The organism is Streptomyces sp. NPDC104226, from assembly GCF_055584085.1.
In genome coordinates this window covers 154555-175851 of record NZ_JBVJMS010000009.1, presented here as the reverse complement: position 1 = coordinate 175851, position 21297 = coordinate 154555, and the positions used below count along the sequence as shown (strand labels likewise).

Below are 21297 nucleotides of genomic sequence, written 5' to 3'. Positions count from 1 at the left end.
CCTAGGGTGGCTCCCGGTGGTCGGGCGGCCGCCCCGACCGGCGTGTCGACTCATTCATGTACGGGAGCTTGCGTGGCGCAGCACCACACGACGTCACTGCGGCTCCGGCTCCGGTACCGCTTCGACCATCTGGTCTCGGGCGGCACGACGGCGCTCATCGGCTGGTTCGCGCTGGCCTGCCTGATCGTCGTCGTTCCGGCCAGCACGGTCCTGGTCTGGTCCGACCGGTCCGCTCCGGCCACGCTCTCCGGCCGGCTCACCGCCGTGTGGGTCAGCGTCGGCCAGACCCTGAAGATCGGGGGCGCCGTGGGCTCCCCGCTCTACGTACTGGCCTCCGTGTCCCTCGCACTCGTGGCGCTGCTCTTCGTGTCGACGCTGGTCAGTCTGATCACCACGGGCATCAACCGGCGCATCATGCTGCTGCGCCTCGGCCACTCCACCGTGGTGGAGACGGGGCACACCGTCGTACTGGGCTGGTCGGACCAGGTCTTCCCGGTGATCGGGGAGCTGGTGGCCGCGAACGCGAACCAGCGCAGGTCCGCCATCGCCGTGCTCGCCCCGCAGGACAAGGTGGGCATGGAGACCGAGATCTCCACCCGCGTCGGCGACAGTGGCCGGACCCGGATCATCTGCCGCAACGGGAGCACCACCGACCCCACCGAGCTGTGCCGGGTGAGTCCGCACACCGCGAAGGCCGTGCTGGTGCTGCCTCCCACCGGGGACAGCGGCGACGCCCACGTGGTGAAAACTCTTCTCGCCCTCGACGCGGCCGTGCCCGATCCAGGTCCCGGTTCCGGTTCCGGTGAGGGGGATGCGGTGGTGGTCGCCGCCGTCCGCGACTCCCGCAACCACGTCACCGCCAGGCTGGCCGCCGGGCCCACCGGGCACGTCCTGTGCGTAGACGACATCGTCGCGCGGCTGCTCGTCCAGACCGCCCGGCAGCCCGGACTCTCCCTCGTCTACTCGGAGTTGCTGGACTTCGCGGGAGACGAGTTCTACCCGGTCGACGCCGGGGACCTCGTGGGACGGACCTTCGGCGAGGCGCTGCTGTCGTTCGCCACGTCCTGCGCGGTCGGCCTGCTGCACGCCGACGGGAGCGTCACCCTCAATCCCGGTCCGGAGGCCGTGATCGGCCCGGCGGACCGGATCATCGTCATCTCCCGGGACGACGACACGGCCGTACGGACGGACGCGGCCGCCCTGGCCTCCCTGGTGGACGAGGAGGCGATCGTGTCGGCCGAGCCCGGACCCGCCCCGGCCGAACGCCTCCTCCTGCTCGGCTGGAACCGCCGCGCCCCGCTCGTCATCGAGCAGCTCGACCAGTACGTGAGCCCGGGGACGACCCTGGACGTCGTGGCGCTCGGCGGGTACGCGGCCACGTACGGCGCCCGGTCCGTCACCGCCGCGCGGTCCTGTCTCGACGTCTCCCTCCACACCGGCGACATCACCGACCCGCTCACCCTGGCCAAGCTGGACGTGCCCTCGTACGACGGTGTGATCGTGATCGGCGAGACGGAGCAGGCGGACCCGGACACGCCCGGCGCCCTGCCCCCTCCGGCACCGGATCCGGATCCTGAGGGACGGGCGGACGACAGGACCCTGGTGACCCTGCTGCACCTGCGGGCCATTGGGGACGCCGCGCAGCGGGAACTCGCGCTCACCACCGAGATGTCCGACGACGGCAACCGGCTCCTCGCACCCGCCCGGGGCGGCGCGGACTTCATCGTGAGCGGCCGGCTGATCAGTCTGCTGATGACCCAGATCTCGGAAAGCCCCTATCTGGCCGAGGTCTTCGAGGAGCTGTTCAAGGCGGAGGGGCACGAGTTTCACCTCAAGCCGGCCGCGGACTACGTCCGGACCGGCTGCGAGGTCTCGTTCGCCACGGTCGTCGAGTCGGCGCGAAGGCGCCGCGCCTGCGCGGTCGGCTACCGCCTGCGCGCTCGGAGCGCCACGGCCCCCGACCACGGGGTCCGGATCAACCCCGACAAGCGGCACCGCATCCGGTTCTCCGAGGAGGACTGGGTGATCGTGCTCGCCGAGAGCTGAGGGCCGAGGACTGAGGGCCGAGTACTGAGGGCTGCGCCGGAGTCGCCGGCGTAGCACGGGCGGTCGCTAGGCGGTGTGGACTTCCAGGGCGGTGCGGACCGCCGATTCGAGGGCGCCCTCGATCCATGCGGGCTTGATGGACGTGTGGCAGCCGGCGAAGTGGAGGCTGCCCTCGGCCTTCCGGACGTGGGGGAAGAGCTCGGTGTGCTGGCCGGGCAGGAGGACGGAAGCCTCCCCGTAGGCGTACGGGTCGCGCATCCAGGACTGGGTGCGGCCGACGCCGGTGTAGAACACCTCGATGCGCTGGCCGAACACCTCCTGGACGCCCGCGAGGGCGCGCGGGTAGCGCTCCTCGTCGTCCAGGGAGTCCCACTTCAGGGCGTCGTCCGACCAGCTGTAGGAGGCGAGGACGACTCCGCCGGCGCTGCCCTCGACGGGGTAGGAGGGCTGGAACATGAAGCGGTTGGGGTTGTCGGTGGCCGAGCCGCCGCCGATGACTCCGGCCGCCTCGGGCTGGTCGCGGGTGACGGCGCGGCTGGCGGCGTAATGGGCGCGCTGGGCCTCGGAGATGTGGCCGTCGGGTACGGAGGGGTGGGCTCCGAGCAGGGCCCCGTCCGCCGGGGTCTTCGCGACCTGGTAGCTCCGGTAGAGGCCGGGCTTCACGGCCTCCAGTTCGCGCTTCCAGTCGTCCTCGTCGAACTCCCACCAGCGGCGGCTGAATTCGAGCAGCACCTTGGTGGCGGCGTCGTAGTGCAGCTCGGTGACCGCCCGCCGCTTGCCGTAGGAGAGCGCGGGGGTGATGGGGATGTGGCGCAGCCCGGAGAAGGGGACGGTGATGACGGCGGTGTCCGCGGTGAAGGTCTCGCGGCGTACGGGGCTGCCGCCGCGGCCCTCGGAGACGGTCTCGACGGTGACCTCGCCCTCGCCGTGGGTGATGCGGGTGGCGCGGCGGTCGAGCCGTACGAGGTCCTTGACCCGGGCGTACATGGCGTCGGCCAAGGTGGCGGTGCCGCCCGGCAGTTCGTAGAAGGCGGTGTCGGGGCTGATCAGGGAGGCGCCGATGAAACTGTGCACGAAGGCGAGGTGCAGGCGGGAGGTGAGGTTCTCGACGGTTCCGATCAGGTCGATGGTCCGCTCGTCGAGCCCCGCCTCCTCGGTGAGGAAGCGGTACATCGACATGTGGCCGAAGCGCTGGATGACGCGTGCCCAGCCCTCGACGAGTTCCTTGTCCTTCTTGCCCTCGATCTCCTTGCGTACGGGCGCGAAGGCCTCGCGGACGATTTTCGAGGCGGGTACGGACTCGTACGCCTGCGGCACTCCGAAGGAACGGTTGAGCGTCTGCGGGGCGCGCGCGTAGTCGGCGCGGCGGACGCGGATGCCGTTGACGTAGATCCACGTCCGGTAGGCGGGGCGGCCGGTGGCGTCCACGTCGACCAGGTGGAAGCGCCGGCGCTTGAGGCCGAGGTCGTCCATCAGGCCGGTGACCAGCGGGTGGCTGTCGGGGATGCGCATCGCGCCGGCCTCGGCGTACTGCTTCGGGTCGGCGAAGGGCTGGGCGGCCTTCTCGTGGCCGCCGGTACGGAAGGTCTTGATGCGGCCGCCCACCCGGTTGCCGTTCGCCTCGATGACGGTGACCTGGTGGCCGGCTTCGCGCAGGAGGTGTGCGGCGGTGAGGCCGGCCGGTCCGGCGCCGATGATCAGCACCTTCTTCCCGGGCCGGCCCGAGCGGGGCAGGCCGTTCTTCAGGAGGATGTCGGCGTAGCGCGGTACGAGCGGCCGGTCCTCCTCGTCCCGGACGAGGACGGCCCGCGCGATCGTCAGACAGGTGCCCCAGTCGGCGACCGCGGCGCCGGGGACGGCCTGCGAGGTCTCGGCGGAGGTGACGGCGACCGTCAGCCCGCCGGCCGCGGCGACGGCGGCAGCGCCGGCGATGACGGTCCGGCGGGAGGGGCGGTGGGAAGACCGGCGGGAGGCCGCCGGTGCGCCGCCGTCCGGGGTTCCGGACGGTTCGGGGGTTTCGGCGTGGGCATCGGGATCCATGATCATGGCCCCACCTTCGCCGTCCGTGCGGGCCCGATCGGCCGGATCGGGCCCGCACGGGGAAGGACCACCCGGACGTGCGTCGCGCGCCGTCACGGTGCTGACGAACTGGGATTCGTACGGGACGACGCCCCGTACGGAGCGTCAGGAGGGCGGGGTCGTCCGCAGGATGGACGACAGGGTGCGGTCCAGGATGTCGGGGACCTCCTTGACCTTGAGGTGCCGCGCGTCGGTCTCGGCGCCCGCCGCGTGCAGCAGGCTGTAGAAGGTGGTGACCAGCCAGGGAAGCGGGAGGTCGGTACGGAACACGCCCTCCGCCTGGCCGCGGACCAGGACCCGTTCCACGCGCGCGAGGACCCTCTCGTGGTGTGCACGGCGGCGGGCCGGCGTGATGACCCCCTCGGAGGCGGCGAGCAGGAACGCGTGGCGCTCCAGGATCCGCCAGCCGGACCGGACGAGACGGGAGAACGCCTCGTCCGCCGGGCCCTCGTCGAGCCCCTGGGCCTGGAGGGCGGCGTCCGCCTGCCCGACGGAGTGGTCCAGTACCGCGTCGAGCAGGGCCTCGCGGGACGGGAAGTGCGCGTACAGCGTGACCCGGCTGACCCCGGCCGCACTGGCGACGGCGGTCAGGCTCACGCCGGGGTCCTGCCGGAAGCAGTCGATCGCGGCGGCGACGATGGCCGCGATGCTCCGCTCCGCATCCGCGCGGCGGCGGGGTTCCTCCCGGCCTGCTGCAGGGGTGCGGCGGGCTTTCTGCGACGGCGTGGACATGGGTGGGAGGGTATGCCACCTCCTTCGCGGCACGCCAGGTCACGCCCTCCCTCCTCCGTGCCGGCCGACCGCCTCCACGTCCCTGAATGCCCATCAACTTGAACAGCACTGTACAGAATACGGGCGACGTGCTCTACGTTAACCCTGACAACACTGTTCAACTTAAGGGAGTGTGCGGTGAATGTGGAACGTCATGCCCGCGCCGCGACCGCGCGCCGGTGGCTGATCCTCGCGCTGCTGTGCACGGCACAGTTCATGCTCATCGTCGACGTCACCGTGGTGAACGTCGCTCTGCCCACCATCGGCGGCGAACTGGGTCTGACCGCCGGTGAACTGACCTGGGTCGTCACCGCCTACACGCTGTTCTTCGGCAGCCTGTTGCTGCTCGGTGGCCGACTCGGCGACCTGCTCGGCCGCCGCCGGATGTTCCTGCTGGGCCTCACGCTCTTCACCGCGGCCTCGCTGGCTTCCGGGCTGGCCGAGAGCGGTGGCGTACTGATCACCGCGAGGGCCGTGCAGGGCATCGGCGCGGCCGTGCTGTCGCCCGCGGCCATGGCGCTGGTCATGACGGTGTTCCAAGGGCCCGAACGCAACCGGGCGCTCGGGGTCTGGGCCGCGATCGGCGCCACCGGCGCGGCCGTCGGAGTCCTGCTGGGCGGGGTGCTGGTGTCCGGTCCGGGCTGGGAGTCGATCTTCTTCGTCAACGTGCCGATCGGCCTTGCCGTCCTGGTGGCGGTTCCCGCCCTCGTCAAGGAGACGACGGCCGCCGGATACGGAACCAGCCGAGGGCACGGACATGGGCGCGGGCACGCCTCGGCCCCCACCGGATTCGATCTGCCGGGCGCACTGACGATGACGGCCACCCCCGCCCTGCTCATCTACGGTCTCGCCCAGGCCCGGGACCACGGGTTCGGCGACATCGGCGCATGGCTCCCGCTCCTGGGCGCGCTCGCCGGAGCCGTGCTGTTCTTCGTCGCGGAGCGCTCCGCCGCCGCGCCCCTGGTACGGCTTGCGTTCCTGGCCCGGCGCTCGCTCATCGGCGGCTGCCTGCTGATGCTCGCCGCGTCCGGGGTCCTGATCTCGGCGTTCTTCCTCTGCTCGCTCTACCTCCAACAGGTCCTCGGCTTCAGCGCACTGCGCACCGGCCTGATGTTCCTGCCGGCCGCCCTGGCCACCCTCGTCGGCGCACACCTCGGCTCGCAGGCCGTGGCACGGCTGGGATGGCGGGCGACCGCCGGCGGCGGCATGGCGGGCGCCGTGACCGGGGCGCTCCTGCTGACCGGCCTGGAGCGGGACGGCAACGCGTGGACCCAGGTCATGCCCGGCTTCGTCCTGCTCTCGTTCGGGCTGGGCATCGGCTTCGTCTGCGCCGTCACCAGCTCCCTGCACGGCGTCGAGCACGAGGACGCGGGGCTGGGCTCCGGCCTGGTCAACACCTGCCACGAACTGGGCGCCTCCCTGGGCATCGCCGTGGTCGCGGCCGTGGCGGGCGCGAGCCTCGAGGGCGCCACCCCGTCGGTCGACGGTTTCGGCAGCGCCTTCACCGCCTGCGCGGTCATCGCCGCCACGGCGGCCGCGGCCGGCCTGACGCTGCTCCCCGAGGGGCGGCCCGACCCCTCGGCCGGGCCGGTGTTCGCCCACTGAAAGGGCGGACCCGACGGGGCCGACCTCGCAGGCGGAGCGTCCCGATGCATGCGGAGCCGTAGCTCCCGGCCAGCCGGTGCCGTTCGCTTCTCAGGGGCCGGGGAGCGGGACGACGGCGGTCAGGACGGCGCCCTCTCCGGGGGCCGACTCGATGGCCAGGGTTCCGCCGAGCTGGTGCATCCGGGCCCGCATCGCCGGAACTCCGTGTCCGCGCACGCCCGAAGGGGCCTCGGGGAGGGCGGTGGGGTCGAACCCGTGCCCGTTGTCGGCCACGTCGAGGACGACCTGGTCGTCCAGCCGGGTGAGGGTGAGCGCCGCAGCGGTGGCGCCGGAGTGCTCCCGTACGTTGGCCAGCGCGCCCTGGGCGATGCGGAGCAGTGCGGACTGCACGCGCTCGGGCAGCGGGACGGTCCGCCCGCCCGCGTCGATGTGGACCCGTACCGTGAGTCCGGCTCCGGATTCCCGTTCCGCGAGGGCGTGCAGCGCGGCGTCGAGGCCACCGCCGTGGGCGAGGTCGGCGGGTGCGAGGTCGTGCACGAAGCGGCGGGCCTCGGCGAGGTTGAGCTCGGCGATGGACGCGGCGGCACGGACATGGCCGCGGGCCTTGGCCGGGTCGGCGTCCCAGGTCCGGTCGGCGGCCTGGAGCAGCATCTGCTGGCTGGACAGGCCCTGGGCGAGCGTGTCGTGGATCTCCATGGACAGCCGTTGGCGTTCGGCGAGGGTGCCTTCGCGGCGCTCGGTGGCGGCGAGCTCGCGGCGGGTGCGGACCAGGTCGTCGATGAGGGCGTGCTGGCGGGCGGCCTGCCGCTGCATGTGGAGGAAGACGGCGGTGGTGAGCGCGGAAACGGCGGCCGGTCCGATCACCAGGTCGAGGTTGAAGCGGGGGGCCAGCGTCAGCTGCGCGAAGATCACGAGGAGCGTGAGGAAGGCGACGAGGACGTACGCGGCCACGGGCGGCAGGGTGCGCAGCACGGAATAGAAGAGGGGGACCGCGACCCACGCGAAGCTGGGCGCGAGGAGGACGAGGACGGCCCACACGGTGACGACCATGCCCAGCCAGGCCAGCCGCGGGGCCGCAGGCCACGGGGCGCGGCCGCGGGCGGGGTGCGCCTTGGCCTCGGTGGCGGGGCCCAGCAGGTAGAGGACGGCGAGCGCGACGGCGAGGGCGATCACCCAGGGGGCGCGGGCTTCCTGGGTGTGGCGCTGGACGAACCGGGCCATCGAGGTGCCGATCAGCACGAAGAAGGTGACGCGCATGACCAGCGCCAGCCACCGGTCGTCAGGATCGCTGCCGGAGGGGGCGCTGGGGTCGGGCCGCACGTACACCTCTTGACATAGGGTCCCGGAACTGGGCAAACAGCGACATTGTCGCCGAGCGGAACCGTGCCGGGGTCGACCGATCGGATGACCCGCGTGTCCCCCTCCTGCCCGCCGCGCACAGCCGCCCAGTCGACGGTCCGGGGCCGCCTCCGGACCCAGGATTGGTGTCAGAGCGGGGCAACCGGAACGGACGGCCCCCACCCCCATCGAGGAGCCGGTCCCCATGAAGCAGGTCAAGAAGGTCTCCCAGCGCACCCGTGCGATCACCGGCGGCGCCCTGGTCGCGGCCCTCGCCCTCGGCGGCTTCGGTGCCTACGCCGCCAGCGCGGCCCCGGTCCAGGCCCCCGCCGCGGCCCCTGCCCCGGCCGCCCAGGCCGATGCGACGACGGACGCGAAGACGAACGCGAAGACGGACGCCAAGAACAAGAACCTGACCGAGTCGACGCACCTGACCATCGACGCCGCCACGAAGGCCGCCCGGACGGCGCTCGATGCCGCGAAGAAGGAGAACCAGCGCGTCACCGTCGCGGTGGTGGACCGCAACGGCAACACCATCGTCACGCTCCGCGGCGACGGAGCCGGCCCGCAGTCCTACGACGCCGCCCAGCGCAAGGCCTACACCGCCGTGTCCTGGAACGCCCCGACCTCGGTGCTCGCCGGCCGCCTCGCCCAGACGCCGGCCCTGAAGGACATCCCCGGCACCCTCTTCCTCGGCGGCGGCGCCCCGGTCACCGCGAAGAACGCCCCCGTCGCGGGCATCGGTGTCGCGGGCGCGCCCTCCGGCGACCTGGACGAGAAGTTCGCCCTGGCCGGTGTCGCGGCGCTGAACAAGTAGCCGTGCGAGCCTGACGGCGCAACTCGACCCGACCCATCCGAGGAGGACCCCATGCCCGCTGCCGACAAAGGCCTGTTGGCCGCCGCCGCCGAGGGCGACGCCGATGCCGTGAGCGCGGCGCTCGCCGCCGGCGCCGACATAGAGGCCCGCGACGAACACCGCCGCACCCCGCTGCTGCTCGCGGCCCTCGACGACCACGTGGCGGTGGCCGAGATCCTCGTCGCCGCCGGCGCCGACCCGGACGCCCAGGACGACCGCGACGACAGCGCCTGGCTGGTCACCGGTGTCACCGGCAGCGTCCGCATGATGCGCACCCTGCTCCCGGCCCGCCCCGACCTCACCCTGCGCAACCGCTTCGGCGGCATCGCCCTGATCCCCGCCGCCGAACGCGGCCACGTCGACTACGTCCGGGCCCTGCTCCGGGAAACCGACATCGACGTCGACCACGTCAACCGGCTCGGCTGGACCGCACTGCTCGAAGCCGTCATCCTCGGCGACGGCGGCCGCGCGCATCAGGAGATCGTGGAACTGCTCATCACCGCAGGCGCCGCGCCGCACCTTCCGGACGGCGACGGCGTGACCGCGCTAGAGCACGCGGAACGCCGCGGATTCGCGCAGATCGCCGGCCTGCTCAGGTCCGTACGGTAGGAACGGGCGCGGGCACGGGGGCGGGCGAACGGGCGGGGCAGGGGGCAGGCGAAGGGACGGGCCAGGGGGCTGACGAAGGGGCGGGGCAGGCCACGGCGGACGCGTCCGAGCACGCTCTGTCCTGTGTAGGACATGTCGATTCCAGGACACCCAGGAACCCTGGAACACCCCTTTCACCTGCGGCAATCTGATCGAGCAACCGGCGCCCGCGCCCCGTCCCCCACCCCGGGGGACGGCGGACCGAGGCGGGTTGCCCGTTCTCCCCCTCATTGCCGCCGCGGCACCGCCCGCTCGGTGCCTACTTCCTGGAGCCTGTCGTGAAGAGATCTGCTGTGGCCGTCGCGATGGCCGCGGGCCTCCTGCTCGGCGCCCTGCCGGCGGGCCTGGTGCCCCTGGTCGGGGCGGCCCCGGCAGCGGCCGAAGAGGTCCCGGTGGACCCGGCGTTGGAGGCCGGGACCGACGGCACCGGCACGGTCCGGGTGAACGTGGTCACCCAGACCCGCTCCGACGTGGCCGCGGCCGCCGCGGCGGGCGAGACGGAGGTGGCGTACGACCGGCTGCCGATGGTCACCCTCACGGTGGACCGGGCGGGACTCACCGCGCTCCGCTCCAACCCCGACGTGGTGAGCGTGACGGAGGACGTCCCGGTGCCCCCGATGCTGGACGACTCGACGGTCCGGATCGGCGCGGACAAGGCGTTCGCCGCCGGTGCCACCGGGGCGGGCACCGCGGTCGCGGTGATCGACACCGGTGTCGCGAAGAACCACCCCTTCCTGAGCGGCCGGGTGACGGCCGAGGCCTGCTTCTCGGTGAACGACGAGAGTTACGGCGCGACCAGCCTCTGCCCGAACGGCACGGCCGCCCAGGAGGGCGCCGGCAGCGCCGACGCCGATGCCGGAAGCTGCGCGGAACTGGGCGCGGGCTGCTCGCACGGCACGCACGTGGCGGGCATAGCCGCCGGCAACGGGACGGGCTTGAGCGGCGCCCCGAAGCGCGGGGTGGCCCCGGGCGCGAACATCGTGGCGATGCAGGTCTTCTCCCGCGTCAACTCCGACGCCTACTGCGGCGCCGGCAAGAGCCCCTGCGTGCTGAGCTTCACCAGCTCGCAGATCAAGGCGCTGGAGAAGGTCTACGCACTGAAGCAGTCCGGCATGGACATCGTCGCGGCCAACATGTCCCTGGGCGCGGGCCGTTGGACCACGGCCTGCACCGCCGACCCCCGCAAGGCCGCGATCGACGGCCTGTACGCGGTGGGCGTGGCGACGGTGGTCGCGGCCGGCAACAACGGCTACGGCGACGCGGTCAACGCCCCCGGCTGCGTCCCGTCGGCGGTGACGGTGGGCGCGACGACCAACGACGACCAGGTGGCCACGTTCAGCAACCGCGGCCCGCTGCTCGACGTGATGGCGCCCGGCGCGGCCGTGGTGTCCTCGGTCCCGGGCGGCGGCTACGCGGCGAAGAGCGGCACCTCGATGGCGGCCCCGCACGTGGCGGGTTCCCTCGCGGTGCTGCGCCAGAAGTACCCGGCGAAGAGCATCGGGGACCTGGTGGCGACGCTGGGCACCACCGGTACGCCGATCACGTACACCGGGGCCGTGACCCCCCGGACCGACCTCGGCAAGGCCGTCGCCGGTACGCCCGCCCCGGAGCCGGCGCCGGCCGCCCGGCCGCGCCCCTCCCGGGTCTTCGACGACACCGACCGCCCGATCCCGGACCCGGGCACCGTGGAGGCCCCGCTGACCGTCACCGGAGTACCCGGCAACGCGCCCAAGGCGCTCCGGGTCGAGCTGGAGGGCACCCACCCCTGGCGCGGTGACCTCAAGATCGACCTGGTGGCCCCCGACGGGAAGCTGTACCGCCTGAAGTCCACCTCCGGCACCGAGGGGGCCGGCGCGCTCGGCGGCTTCACCGTCGACGCCTCCGCCTCCCCCGCCTCCGGCACGTGGAAGCTGCAGGTGCAGGACACCTCGGCCGGCTCCACGGGCACCCTCCTCGGCTGGTCGCTGGACTTCCCCACGCCCTTCGCGATGACCGGCAACCTCAGTGTCCCGGACGGCGGTTCGGTCACCTCCGGCCTCACGGTGGCCGGCATCGGCGGCCAGGCCCCGGCCGCCCTGCAGGTCGCCGTGGACATCACCCACGAGTGGCGCGGCGACGTCCGGATCGACCTGCTCTCCCCGGACGGCCGGACCTACCCGCTGCGTTCCGACTCCACCGCCGCCACCGAGAACGGCGGGGTGCTCCGCGAGACCTACCGGGTGGACGCCTCCGCCTCGCCGGCGGACGGCGCATGGATGCTGAAGGTCTCCGACCCGTACACCGGCTCCGTCGGCACCCTCAACGCCTGGTCGATGACGTTCCCCGCGTACGAGGTGCAGACCCCGCACTCGGTCCCCGACCCGGGCACCGTCGAGGTCCCGGTGACCGTCGCCGGCATCGCGGGCAACGCGCCGAAGAACCTCCAGGTGTACGTGCACGCCACCCACGCCTGGCGCGGTGACCTGGACGTCAACCTGGTCGCCCCGGACGGCAAGGTGTACGCGGTCAAGGAGTCCGTCGAGGACGAGGGCCAGGGCGTGATCCAGCAGATCTACACGGTGGACGCCTCCGCTTCCCCGGCGAGCGGGGTCTGGAAGCTCCGGGTCGAGGACATCTCGGCCGGTTCCTCCGGGACGCTCGACCACTGGACCCTGAAGTTCTGACCGCACCACTTCCGCACGCGCGGCCCCCGGCATCCCCGCCGGGGGCCGCTGCCGCATCCCGTACGCACTGCGGGCCGGGCCCGTTCACGGAGACGAAGGGGCGGTTTCCTCGACCGGATCGCCGGAGAGGCGGACCGTGCTGAGGATGCGCATGACCAGGTCGTCGCGGATGGCTCCCGGGACGCCCGACCGGCCGTAGAAGTCCCAGGCGACGAAGTCTCCCTTGGAGTTCTTGAATCCGAAGGCGATCGCCCAACCGTCCCCCGCGCACTTGTGGTCCTTCTTGGCGCCCTCGGTGCGGGCCTTCACGTAACTCCCCTTGACCCCGGCCTTGGTCGTGTAGGCCACGGGCTCGTCCCACGTGACGGCGTCCTTGTCCGGGGATGCGAACGCGGAGTACGCCCAGGCCGTGGCCGTCTTCTCCGCGACCTCGTCGGTGGTCTTCGCGCCGTCGGCGCCCTTCGTACCGGTGGACGCGAGCGCGATGTCGTTGACGTAGCCGTCGCCGTTGGCATCCAGGCTGCACCACTTCTTCTTGAAGAAGGCGGGCGCGGTGTGCCCGATCGCCGGCTTGTCGGGGTCCTTGTCGTCCGAGAAGCCGCTGAAGACCTGCGGCTCCAGGACCTCCCAGTCCGGCGGTACGTCGAAGGCGGTGCCGTGCGCCGGATTCACCACGGCCTTCCAGCCCTTGACCGTCGGCTTCACGGTGCCCGGGGCTCCCGGAGACACGGAGCCGGACGGGGAACCGGAGCCGGGTACGGGGGAAGCCGGCCCCCCGGCGCCGTCCGGCCCGTCGCCGTCCCGGACGAGGACCGCGGCGGTCACCGCGACGGCCACCGCCGCAGCCACCGTCACCGACATCGCGACGACTGCCTTGCGCCGGGGCGCGGAACGCGGTGCCGGTCCGGGAGGCGGAGTCGGCGCGCCGGACGGGTACGGCTGGTGCGTACCGGGCGCGGCGCTCTGCCAGGGCCGGCCGGATACGCCCGGTCCGTAGGGGCCGGTGGGGGCGCCCTGCTGTCCGGGAACCGGCTGCCGGTACGGGTTCTGCCCCGGGTTCTGGCCGCTCTGGTCTCCAGCGGGCGTCTGCTGTCCTGGCCACATGGCGCGCAACACTAGGGCGGCGGCCGCCGCTCGTCACGCTTCGGGGGCGGGGAGTGCGCGGATCCGGCCACCCCTTCCGCCGGTGTCCCCCGGCCTACTTCCCGAAGGACAGCAGTGAGTGGTCCACCTTCCTCGGCTCCGGGCTGTGGACGGACCCGTTGAGCAGGAAGACGCGTCCCTCGACCCAGGACAGCCGCATGCTGGAGGCGTAGAAGGCGGATTCGGGCCCCTTGGCGATCCGCGGGCTCTGCAGGAACGTCTGGGGCGGGCCCCCGCCCGTCGGGATGGCCGCCATCGCGGCGGACAGGCCCTTGCCCGTGTCGACGTAGACGACGACCTTCCCCTCCTCGATGGCCAGCGGGAACATGACGCGGCCGTCGGGCTCCTTCGTGCGCCACTTCACCTGGCCGGTGGCGAGGTCGACCGCGATCACCTCGTCGGGTTTGTCGACGTCCAGCGGGTACGTGGTGTCGGGTGTGCCGCCCGCGATGTAGAGGGTGTCCGCATCGGCCACGGCCGCGTTGCAGTCGTGCAGGTCGCCGCTGCCGCTGCCCCAGCCGTTGCACCGTTTGCCGACTCCGAAGGCGGCATTGGTCTGCGAGCGGACCGTGCCGTCAGCGGCGAAGGCCGTGATGCTCCAGACCTTCTCCTGTGTGGCGTAGGTGCTGACGACGAGCGGGTCCACGGACAGGATCTGGCCGAGGTTCGAGCCCTTCGCGTAGGTGTGGCTCCACTTGGCGGCGCCGGTCGCCGGGTCGATCTCCTCGATCACCGACTGCCGGTCGGCCGTGCTCTGGCCGAAGCAGTCGCGTACGAGCACCAGCCTGGCAGCGCCGCCGCCGACCGTCGCGGGGGCGCAGCCGCTGCTCGGCGTACCGAAGAGCTTGTGCCCGTCGGTGACCGAGAAGCCGCTCACGACCGCGGCACGCGCCACCGCGACGGTGTCCCCCGAGATGGCCAGCCGCAGGTCCTGAGCCCGGTCGAAGGCCTTCTCCTTCGGTATCTCCAGCTTCCAGCCCGTCTGGCCCGTGGCGAGGTCGACCTGCTGGAGGTGGGTGCACTGGGAGGTCGTGCTGTCCTTCTCGCGGACCCCGACGACGATCTTCCCGTTCGGGGCGGGACCCTCCGGGACTCCGCACAGCGGTGTGGTGAGGGCAAGCTTCCACTTCTCCTTGCCGTCGGTCGCGGTGTAGGCGGTGACCTCCTTGTACATCGCCTTGACCACGGCGTCCCCCACGCGCCAGGGGCCGTGCTGCGGGGCACCGGAGCCGCCCAGTTCGGTCCGGTTCGACACCAGCCAGACCCGTCCCTCGCCCGGCTGGATCCCGGCGTTGGGGTCGAAGACGAACGGGGGACCGCCGGGGCCCTGGCCGTCCCCCTGGTCCACGGACGCGGCGGGGGCGGGGGCGGCGGTGTCACCGTCCCCGGCGTCGCCGGAGCCGTCGCGCAGCAGGACGTACGAGCCGCCGCCGAGGGCGAGCAGGGCCGCGACCAGGGTCGCCACCAGCACGCCGGTCCTCCCCCGCAGGCCGCGGCCGGGCGGGCGTACGAAGTCCGCCGCCTGCACCGGCGGTTGCGCGTAGGGATTGCCCGGCACGGGACCCGATCCGGGCCGTGGCGTCCGGTAGACCGAGCCGTAGCCCGGCTGGACTGCCTGCGGCTGCCGCTCCGGGTCCGGCAGTTCGTCGAAGTCGCGACGGGTCATGGGGTCAGTGTGGCTGTGGGGACCGCCGAACCGGGATGCTTTTCCGGACTACTTCCCGCCACCGTACGTCTCCCTCGCGCACGCGGGCATCCACCGCCAAGCCCGGGAAGGCCGCGGGCTACTCTTCGCGAGGTCCGCTCCCCAGGTGCCCGGACACGCGGTGGATGACCGCACGCCGGGCGTTCGCCCTGGCACGGAACCGTTCCGCGTCCAGCGTGAAACGGACCGGGGCCGCCTCCCCCCTGTCGAAGGTGATGCTCCCGACGGGACCGCTGTCCTGGCCGGCCTCGAACGCGGCTGCCGCATCGAGGAGACGGAGTTCCACCTGGGCCGTGTCGAAGCGGCTCCGGACCCATGCGAGGGGCGGAGCCTCGGGGTACGTCGCCAGGTCGAAGCGGACGAGGAGCGACGGCGACCCCTCCCCGTGCCAGCTGACTTCGCGGACTGTGACCCCGTCGAGTTCCGGCACGGGCTGCTCCCCGTAGACCTCCCGGATGATCTCGGGGTTGTCGACGAAGTCGAGCCAACTCGATGGCGTCCCGGCACCCTCGGCCTCCGGGGGAGGGACCTCCTCGGGCATCGGCGGCCGGACCCGCCCGACGCGCCGCCGTTCGCTGGCTCCGAACTCCTCGTAGTTCCGCCGGGCCTCGCGCAGCGTGACGTGGTTCGGTCCCCCCACGTACAGGTCGGGATCCCGGTAGTCTCCGCCGTCGTCCTGCCATCCGCAGACGGGACAGATCTCGTGGTTGCCCTGCACCCCCACGGTCAGGTTCCCGCAGACGATGCAGGGTGATGCGCCTGTCGCCACTCTCACTCCAGTCCTGGTTGATCGTCCCAGTACCGTCTGGCATTGGCGTCCGAGGACGTGCCGTCACGCCGGATGGAACTGTCGAAATAGGTGATGATCTTTCCGGTCTTCAAGTCCTTGGTTCCGAATTCGTTGGTCTCCGGATTCCAGCGGTACACCTTGCCCTCCATCAAGGACTCCTTCTCCCTGACGCCCGGCGGCTTCGATCCGGACATCAAGTCGTCGGCCGCCATCGCGTAGTCGTCCTCGTCGTAGATGTTCAGGTCCCGGCCGTGGTCACCGTAGTGCCGGCTCAGGCTCGCCGGGCTGGTCCAGCTCTCGCGCGCCTTCTTGATCTGTGCGTCGAGCTCTTCGCAATCCGGATCCGGAGCGAGGCCCAGAAGGTCGAAGCGGGTGAAGGGATTGCCGACGTAGGCGACGGGATTGGGGGCCGGCCGGAGGCCGAGGGGGTCCGGGGAGAGGTAGCGGGCGGTTTCCGGATCGTACGTCCGGAAGAAATTGTGGTGCAGACCGGATTCCGCGTCGAAGTACTGCCCCGGGAAACGCAGCGGCGTGTAGGCCTGCGCGTCGCGGTTCCACGTGGTGGCGCCCCACACCGTCGCACGGGTGCGCCAGGCGATCTTCCCGTCCTCCCCGACCAGCTCCTTCGGGGTGCCGATCAGGTCGGTGACGATCGCGAAGAACCGCTCGTCCACCACCTCCTGCGAGGCGTCTCCCACGCGTTCCGTCTGGGTGAGCGGGTGGTGGCCGTCGTGGTTCCAGGTAAGGGTCACCGCCGGCGTTCCCGGGCCGCCGACGACCGTCGTCTGCTCGCACAGCGTCGTTCCGTCCCAGGTGAAGAGGGTCTCCTCCACGACGTGTGGCACCCCGCCGGTCACCGCGAGGCGCTGCTTGGCCGTGCGCCGGCCCAGAGCGTCGTAGCGGTAGCGCCAGCGCGTGCCGTCCGGGGTCACGACGGCCGCGAGCCGGTCCTCCGCATCCCACTCGTAGCGCCAGGTGTCCGGCTTGCGGGACAGCCGGGTCCGCTGCCGGAGAACCACCCGGCCCCGCTCGTCGTGCTCGTAGCGCACCCGGCCCGCCCGGGTGATCCGGGTGCCCGTGTACACGCGGTCGCCCCGCGCCTCTTCTCCGGGATGGGCATCCGGCCAGGACGCCGAGGTCTGATTGCCCGCTTCGTCGTAGGCGTAGCGCTCCGACCAGCCCTCCGCGTCCACCGCCGTGACCCGGCCGGTCGCGTCGAGGGTGAACGCCCGGTCGCCGTTCAGGGCGTCCTCGATCCCCGTCACGAACCCGTCGCCCCGGTAGGCGTACCCACGGCGCTGGAGGAGGGCGCCGTCCCCGCCGAGGACGTGCTGTCCGGTCAACCGCCCCTGCTCGTCGAACCGCTGAGCCACCGTGAGGGCCGATCCGACGGTACGGCTCACCTCGCGGCCCGCCGCATCGCGCGTGAAGGCGAGGGTCCGGCCGGACGTGGTGAGTTCCCCGCGGCGGCCGTCGGCGGTGAACGTCCAAAGGCTCCGGGAACCCGTGGGTGTCGTGCGTCCCACACGCCTGCCGAGCTCGTCGTAGGTGTACGAGAGCGTCCGGCCGTCCACGGTCTCCGAGAGCAGTTTGCCGTGCCGGTCCCGCAGCCTGGCCAGGGTGGAACCGTCCGGGGAGGTGACCGCGGCCACCTCGTCGAAGACGTCGAACTCGTACGTCGTGACGCCGTCCGAGGTCTCCTTGCGGATCACCTGCCCCAGTGCGTTGCGCTCGAAGGACACCACCTGGCCGCGGCTGTCCGTCCGGGACGAGAGCTGCCCGGCGGCGTCGTGGACGGAGCCCACGGTCCGGCCGTCGAAGTCCGTCTCCGACACCAGCCGGCCCGCGGCATCGTAGGAGTAGGTCCACTCGGCACCGTGCGGGGCGGTCACCCGCACCGGCCGCAGTTCGGCGTCGTAGGCGAACTCGTACCGCGCCCCGTCCTGGGTGGTGCGCGCCGACATCAAGTCGAAGTCGGTGTACTCGTACGCCGTCGTTCCACCTGCCGCGTCCGTGTGGGTGAGGCAGTTGCCCTCGCCGTCGTACGTCCAGGACTGCTCGGTGCCGTCCGGGGCGATCCGGCGGGACGGCTTGCCTTCCACCGTCCACTCCATCCGGGTGACCGTGCCCAGCGGGTCCGTGAAGCGCACGACCCGCCCGAAAGCGTCCCGTTCGAAGCGAGTGACCGCACCGAGCGGGTCCGTCACCCGGTACGGCAGGCCCGCGGCATCGGATTCGATGCGGACGACGGCTCCCAGCGGGTTCGTCTGCGTGACCAGAGAGCCCCGTTCGTCGTGCTCCAGCACGGTCGTCGAACCGGTCGGCGAGGTCATCGACGTGCGATTGCCCCGCTCGTCGTAGGTCTGGCGGAACACCCGGCCGTCCGGGTTCACCACCCGTGTGGGGAGACCGAGGTCGTTGTACTCCATCCTGCCCACTCGCCCGTCCGGCCGCTCCAGGGCCGTGAGCAGACCGCGCTCGTCGTACGAGCGCCGCGTGGTGCGGCCCAGCGCGTCCGTCTCCATGACCGGCAGGCCACGCCGGTCGTACGCATGGCGCGCGACCGCGCCGAGCGCGTCGATCGATGCGACCACACGGTAGGCGTCGTCGATCAGGTACCGGCGGACGTGGCCCTCACCCGTGGTGGTCGTGGTGACGCGCAGCCCGGTCCCCGGGTCGACCGTGTCGTAGGTGAGGGTGAGGGCCAGCTGCCCGTCGGCGCCGCCTTCGGCGACACACCGGTCCCGGTCGTCGTACGCGTAGGTGAAGCGGCGGTCGTTGGTGTCGGTCCAGGAGGTGATGCGGCCGCGCTCGTCGTAGGCGAGGCGCAGCGGCAGGCCGGAGGAGTTGACGACTTCGGTGAGGTTCCCGTCGGTGTAGCCGTACGCGAGCACGCGTGGGCCGCCGGTCAGGTGGAGGGCAGTGACCCGGCCATCGGCGGTGTCCAGGCGCAGGTGGTAGCCGCCGCTGTGGGCGATGCCCAGCGGGGTGCCCTCGGCGTCGTACTCGAAGGTGATCGTGTTGCCGTTGCGGTCCTCGATGCGGTCGATGACCGCACGTCCGTCTCCGCCGACGTCACCGAGATCCACGACGTCGGCGGGAGCGGGAACGGGAACGGTGAAGAACCGGGTACGCCCCGTGGCCGGGTCGGTGACGGCGTAGTCGCCCTCCGGGGTGCGGTCCAGCGACCACCGGGGACCGCTGGTCGCGAACACCGGGACCCCCGGGGCGGGATGCGGGTACGGAACGACCAAACCGTCGGCGGTGACCAGGACGACGCCCTCGGGGTCGATCTCCAGGTGTTCGTCGACGGTGGAGGACCAGCTCGGGCCGAACCAGCGGCCGGCCGTGTACCCGGACTCGGCACGGCGGGTGAAGACCAGGGGCAGGGTCCCCGGCAGGACGATGTCGGTCTGCGGCAGGAACATCCGGCCGGTCGCCAGGTCCACCGGGTCCGTACCGTCGCACCGCTTCTCACAGTCCGGCTTCTCCCGCTGGTGCGGCCCGTCCTTGTCCAGACCGGTGCGGCCCGGACCCTTGAGGTCGTCGGCGTGCCTGGCGGCCGAGCCGACCTTCTTCAAACCTCCCAGCCCCTTGGAGCCGACGAGTTCCGGGATCATCTTGCCGATGCCCTCGGAGGGGTCCTTCATGAACTCGTCGAGCATCTGCTTGCCCGCACCGAGCGGGTCGTTGACCATCGTGACCAGGCCCGCGGCCGTCGAGTTCAGGTTGGTCACGTACTCGGCCGGGTGCGTCAGGTTGTACGGGTCCATCGGGTTCAGCGCACGCGCGAAGTTCGCCAGGCCGGCCGTGCCCTTGAGGACACCGCCCGCCAGGTGCGTCTTGGCGAGGTCCAGATAGTCCATGCCGTCGCCGAGCTGCTTCGCGTACGAGGGCTTCGGCGGAGCCGCGTCCCGCGCCGCACGCACCGCCGTACGGACCGTCTCCGCGACGTCGTTGCGCTGCTTGCGGGCGCTGTCGAGCTTGTCCTGCGCGGCCGTCGCGATCGCCGTCCCCGGGTCGGTGAACTTCTCCGAGGGGCGGGGCGGCAGCGGATCCTGCTTCGCCTTCAGTGCGTCGTTGTAGGTGTCGACCAGCTTGTTGTGCGCGTTGCGGGCCTCGGTGGAGACCTTCTTCGCCCGGTTGTACTCCTCCAGGGCCTCCTTGGCCTGGCCCTGCGCCCACTCCACCGTCTCCGCGAACCGGCCCATCGCGTCGGCGGCCTTCCCGAAGGCCTCGGCCGCCTTGAACCAGCGCGGCGGCTCCTTCGACACCGCCTCCCGGAAGGAGTCCGCCGTCGCGCCCTTCAGGCCGTCCGGCTCGCCCATCCCCTTCAGACCGTTGCCGACCTTGTCGAAGGAGGCCTTGAAGTCGTTCAGGTGGGACACCTGCGCACGGATCTTCGACACACTGCCGTAGACCAGCTTGTTCGGGTCCTCGGTCTGCCCCAGCTCCATCTCGGAGACGTCCGCACCGAGCTGGTTCGCCGCCGAGCGGCTCTTGTCGCGGATCCAGTCCCCGGCGTCGTCCAGACCGACGTTCTCGGCGAGGTCGGCCGTCTTGTCACCGGCCCACTCGACGAAGTCACCGACCTTCTCGGTGCCCTTCTCGATCCCGTCCTCGATGAAATCCGGTACGAAGTCCCCCAGGCCCATCAGCGCTCCCCCGCGTCACGCTTCGCCTGCTCCAGCAGGTCGTTCAACGAACCGATCTTCCCCGTCGACGTCAGCTGGTCCCCCGTGTCCGACCAGGTCTGCTTCATCTGCTCGGCGCCCTTCTCGAAGGACTCGGCGCTGTAGTCGGGCTTGTAGACGTCCGCGGAGAAGATGTCCCCCCAGCCCTTCTGCTCGATCTCGTCCTCGCTCGCGTGCGGATTGCCGTACGCCGCGTTCGCCACCACCTTGAACGCGCCCTCGACGTACTGCTCCTCCTCCCACACCGTGCCCGCAGCGATCCCCAGGTTCCCGGCCAGGGCGCTCGCGTTCTGCACCAGGCTCCGCACGCCCCACTCCCAGCGCTCGCAGAAGTCCTCGAAGTCGGTGGCCAGGCCCGCGTGCCCGGCTTCCATCCCCGTCATCGACAGATCGGAGAAGCCGGCGCCCTGCGACGCACCCGCCGCGTCCGAGGACTCCCGCAGCTCCCCGATCGCCGCCCGCAGACCGTCCCGGATGTTCTTGACCGCCGCCGGCGAGACCTCGAGATCCCCGTCACCCGCCATCAGACGGCCTCCCCGTCACCAGGTACGAGATCCACCGCAGCAGCGTCCGGAACGATTCCCCCGACCGGCGGGAAGAACATCGAACCGTCATCGTCCGCCACGTTCACCACCACCCCTGCCGGCTCCTGCACCTCGGGAACCACCGCGTCCACAAGGCGTGCACCGAGTACCGACAGGTACGGCCAGTCCCGGTCGAGTTCCCCGCGTGCGTGCGCGAACCGCGCCATGGACTCCTCGTCCGTGAACGCGTAGATCCAGCGAATGCCGCCCGACAGGCCTGACATCAGCCCTCCCCCGGGGCCGTCCGGGATCGGAACGAGCAGCACCGCCCGACGGAACTCACCGAGCAGCCGGGCCGGATCGCCCCGACCGTCCCGTATTGCGGCGATTTCTCCGGTCAGTTCCATGGCGTGCATCCCTCCAGCGCCGGGCAGC

The 21297-nt window shown here is 71.9% G+C and carries 14 protein-coding genes; 5 read left to right on the top strand and 9 right to left on the bottom strand.

Going from position 1 to position 21297, the window contains the following annotated elements; translation table 11 throughout:
* The first annotated feature begins 72 nt into the window (after positions 1 to 72).
* Entirely contained in the window at positions 73 to 2046 is a 1974-nt protein-coding gene (locus tag ACZ60J_RS27325) for a CASTOR/POLLUX-related putative ion channel (RefSeq protein ID WP_469685807.1), read from the top strand.
* Positions 2047 to 2112: 66 nt separating this feature from the next.
* Here the strand turns inward: ACZ60J_RS27325 and ACZ60J_RS27320 are convergent, their stop codons facing one another.
* Together ACZ60J_RS27320 and ACZ60J_RS27315 are read right to left on the bottom strand one after the other, a co-directional pair.
* Positions 2113 to 4092 (bottom strand): flavin monoamine oxidase family protein, encoded by a 1980-nt coding sequence (locus tag ACZ60J_RS27320; RefSeq protein WP_469685805.1) that lies wholly within the window; start codon positions 4090 to 4092, stop codon positions 2113 to 2115.
* Positions 4093 to 4230: 138 nt separating this feature from the next.
* Positions 4231 to 4857 carry a TetR/AcrR family transcriptional regulator gene (locus ACZ60J_RS27315; protein ID WP_469685803.1) on the bottom strand — a complete coding sequence of 209 codons (627 nt, stop codon included), beginning with the start codon at positions 4855 to 4857 and terminating at the stop codon, positions 4231 to 4233.
* Positions 4858 to 5034: 177 nt separating this feature from the next.
* Here ACZ60J_RS27315 and ACZ60J_RS27310 point away from each other — a divergent pair, with 177 nt between their 5' ends.
* Complete coding sequence (locus tag ACZ60J_RS27310) at positions 5035 to 6501, top strand: MFS transporter (protein ID WP_469685801.1); 1467 nt, start codon at positions 5035 to 5037, stop codon at positions 6499 to 6501.
* Between the two features lie 90 nt (positions 6502 to 6591).
* Here the strand turns inward: ACZ60J_RS27310 and ACZ60J_RS27305 are convergent, their stop codons facing one another.
* A complete protein-coding gene (locus ACZ60J_RS27305) occupies positions 6592 to 7758 on the bottom strand; it encodes a sensor histidine kinase (protein ID WP_469686165.1) in 1167 nt (388 codons plus the stop codon).
* Between the two features lie 286 nt (positions 7759 to 8044).
* Here ACZ60J_RS27305 and ACZ60J_RS27300 point away from each other — a divergent pair, with 286 nt between their 5' ends.
* The 3 genes from ACZ60J_RS27300 (at position 8045) to ACZ60J_RS27290 (ending at position 12006) form a co-directional block, all read left to right on the top strand.
* Entirely contained in the window at positions 8045 to 8656 is a 612-nt protein-coding gene (locus tag ACZ60J_RS27300) for a GlcG/HbpS family heme-binding protein (protein WP_469685799.1), read from the top strand.
* A gap of 51 nt (positions 8657 to 8707) precedes the next feature.
* The gene (locus ACZ60J_RS27295) at positions 8708 to 9304 is read left to right on the top strand and encodes an ankyrin repeat domain-containing protein (RefSeq protein ID WP_469685797.1); all 597 of its coding nucleotides are present in this window, start codon (positions 8708 to 8710) and stop codon (positions 9302 to 9304) included.
* Positions 9305 to 9621: 317 nt separating this feature from the next.
* Positions 9622 to 12006, top strand: coding sequence for a proprotein convertase P-domain-containing protein (locus tag ACZ60J_RS27290; RefSeq protein WP_469685795.1), 2385 nt, complete (start codon positions 9622 to 9624; stop codon positions 12004 to 12006).
* Between the two features lie 84 nt (positions 12007 to 12090).
* Here ACZ60J_RS27290 and ACZ60J_RS27285 read toward each other — a convergent pair whose 3' ends face one another.
* The 6 genes from ACZ60J_RS27285 to ACZ60J_RS27260 form a co-directional block, all read right to left on the bottom strand.
* Positions 12091 to 13110, bottom strand: coding sequence for a DUF8017 domain-containing protein (locus ACZ60J_RS27285; protein ID WP_469685794.1), 1020 nt, complete (start codon positions 13108 to 13110; stop codon positions 12091 to 12093).
* Positions 13111 to 13204: 94 nt separating this feature from the next.
* Positions 13205 to 14815: an outer membrane protein assembly factor BamB family protein gene (locus ACZ60J_RS27280; protein ID WP_469685792.1), complete on the bottom strand. Its 1611-nt coding sequence runs from the start codon at positions 14813 to 14815 to the stop codon at positions 13205 to 13207.
* A gap of 118 nt (positions 14816 to 14933) precedes the next feature.
* A complete protein-coding gene (locus ACZ60J_RS27275) occupies positions 14934 to 15623 on the bottom strand; it encodes a CPCC family cysteine-rich protein (RefSeq protein ID WP_469685791.1) in 690 nt (229 codons plus the stop codon).
* A gap of 2 nt (positions 15624 to 15625) precedes the next feature.
* A complete protein-coding gene (locus ACZ60J_RS27270) occupies positions 15626 to 20299 on the bottom strand; it encodes a putative T7SS-secreted protein (protein ID WP_469685789.1) in 4674 nt (1557 codons plus the stop codon).
* A complete protein-coding gene (locus ACZ60J_RS27265; RefSeq protein ID WP_469685787.1) occupies positions 20299 to 20862 on the bottom strand; it encodes a hypothetical protein in 564 nt (187 codons plus the stop codon). The genes ACZ60J_RS27270 and ACZ60J_RS27265 overlap by 1 nt, the downstream gene beginning before the upstream one ends.
* Entirely contained in the window at positions 20862 to 21269 is a 408-nt protein-coding gene (locus ACZ60J_RS27260) for a hypothetical protein (RefSeq protein WP_469685786.1), read from the bottom strand. Before ACZ60J_RS27260 ends, ACZ60J_RS27265 begins: the two co-directional genes overlap by 1 nt.
* Positions 21270 to 21297: the final 28 nt, after the last annotated feature.

Coding starts and splice junctions, on each gene's coding strand:
- ACZ60J_RS27295 (WP_469685797.1), top strand. CDS start 8,708: ATGCCCGCTGCCGACAAAGGCCTGTTGGCCGCCGCCGCCGAGGGCGAC.
- ACZ60J_RS27315 (WP_469685803.1), bottom strand. CDS start 4,857: ATGTCCACGCCGTCGCAGAAAGCCCGCCGCACCCCTGCAGCAGGCCGG.
- ACZ60J_RS27265 (WP_469685787.1), bottom strand. CDS start 20,862: ATGGCGGGTGACGGGGATCTCGAGGTCTCGCCGGCGGCGGTCAAGAAC.
- ACZ60J_RS27285 (WP_469685794.1), bottom strand. CDS start 13,110: ATGTGGCCAGGACAGCAGACGCCCGCTGGAGACCAGAGCGGCCAGAAC.
- ACZ60J_RS27280 (WP_469685792.1), bottom strand. CDS start 14,815: ATGACCCGTCGCGACTTCGACGAACTGCCGGACCCGGAGCGGCAGCCG.
- ACZ60J_RS27300 (WP_469685799.1), top strand. CDS start 8,045: ATGAAGCAGGTCAAGAAGGTCTCCCAGCGCACCCGTGCGATCACCGGC.
- ACZ60J_RS27305 (WP_469686165.1), bottom strand. CDS start 7,758: ATGCGCGTCACCTTCTTCGTGCTGATCGGCACCTCGATGGCCCGGTTC.
- ACZ60J_RS27320 (WP_469685805.1), bottom strand. CDS start 4,092: ATGATCATGGATCCCGATGCCCACGCCGAAACCCCCGAACCGTCCGGA.
- ACZ60J_RS27270 (WP_469685789.1), bottom strand. CDS start 20,299: ATGGGCCTGGGGGACTTCGTACCGGATTTCATCGAGGACGGGATCGAG.
- ACZ60J_RS27260 (WP_469685786.1), bottom strand. CDS start 21,269: ATGGAACTGACCGGAGAAATCGCCGCAATACGGGACGGTCGGGGCGAT.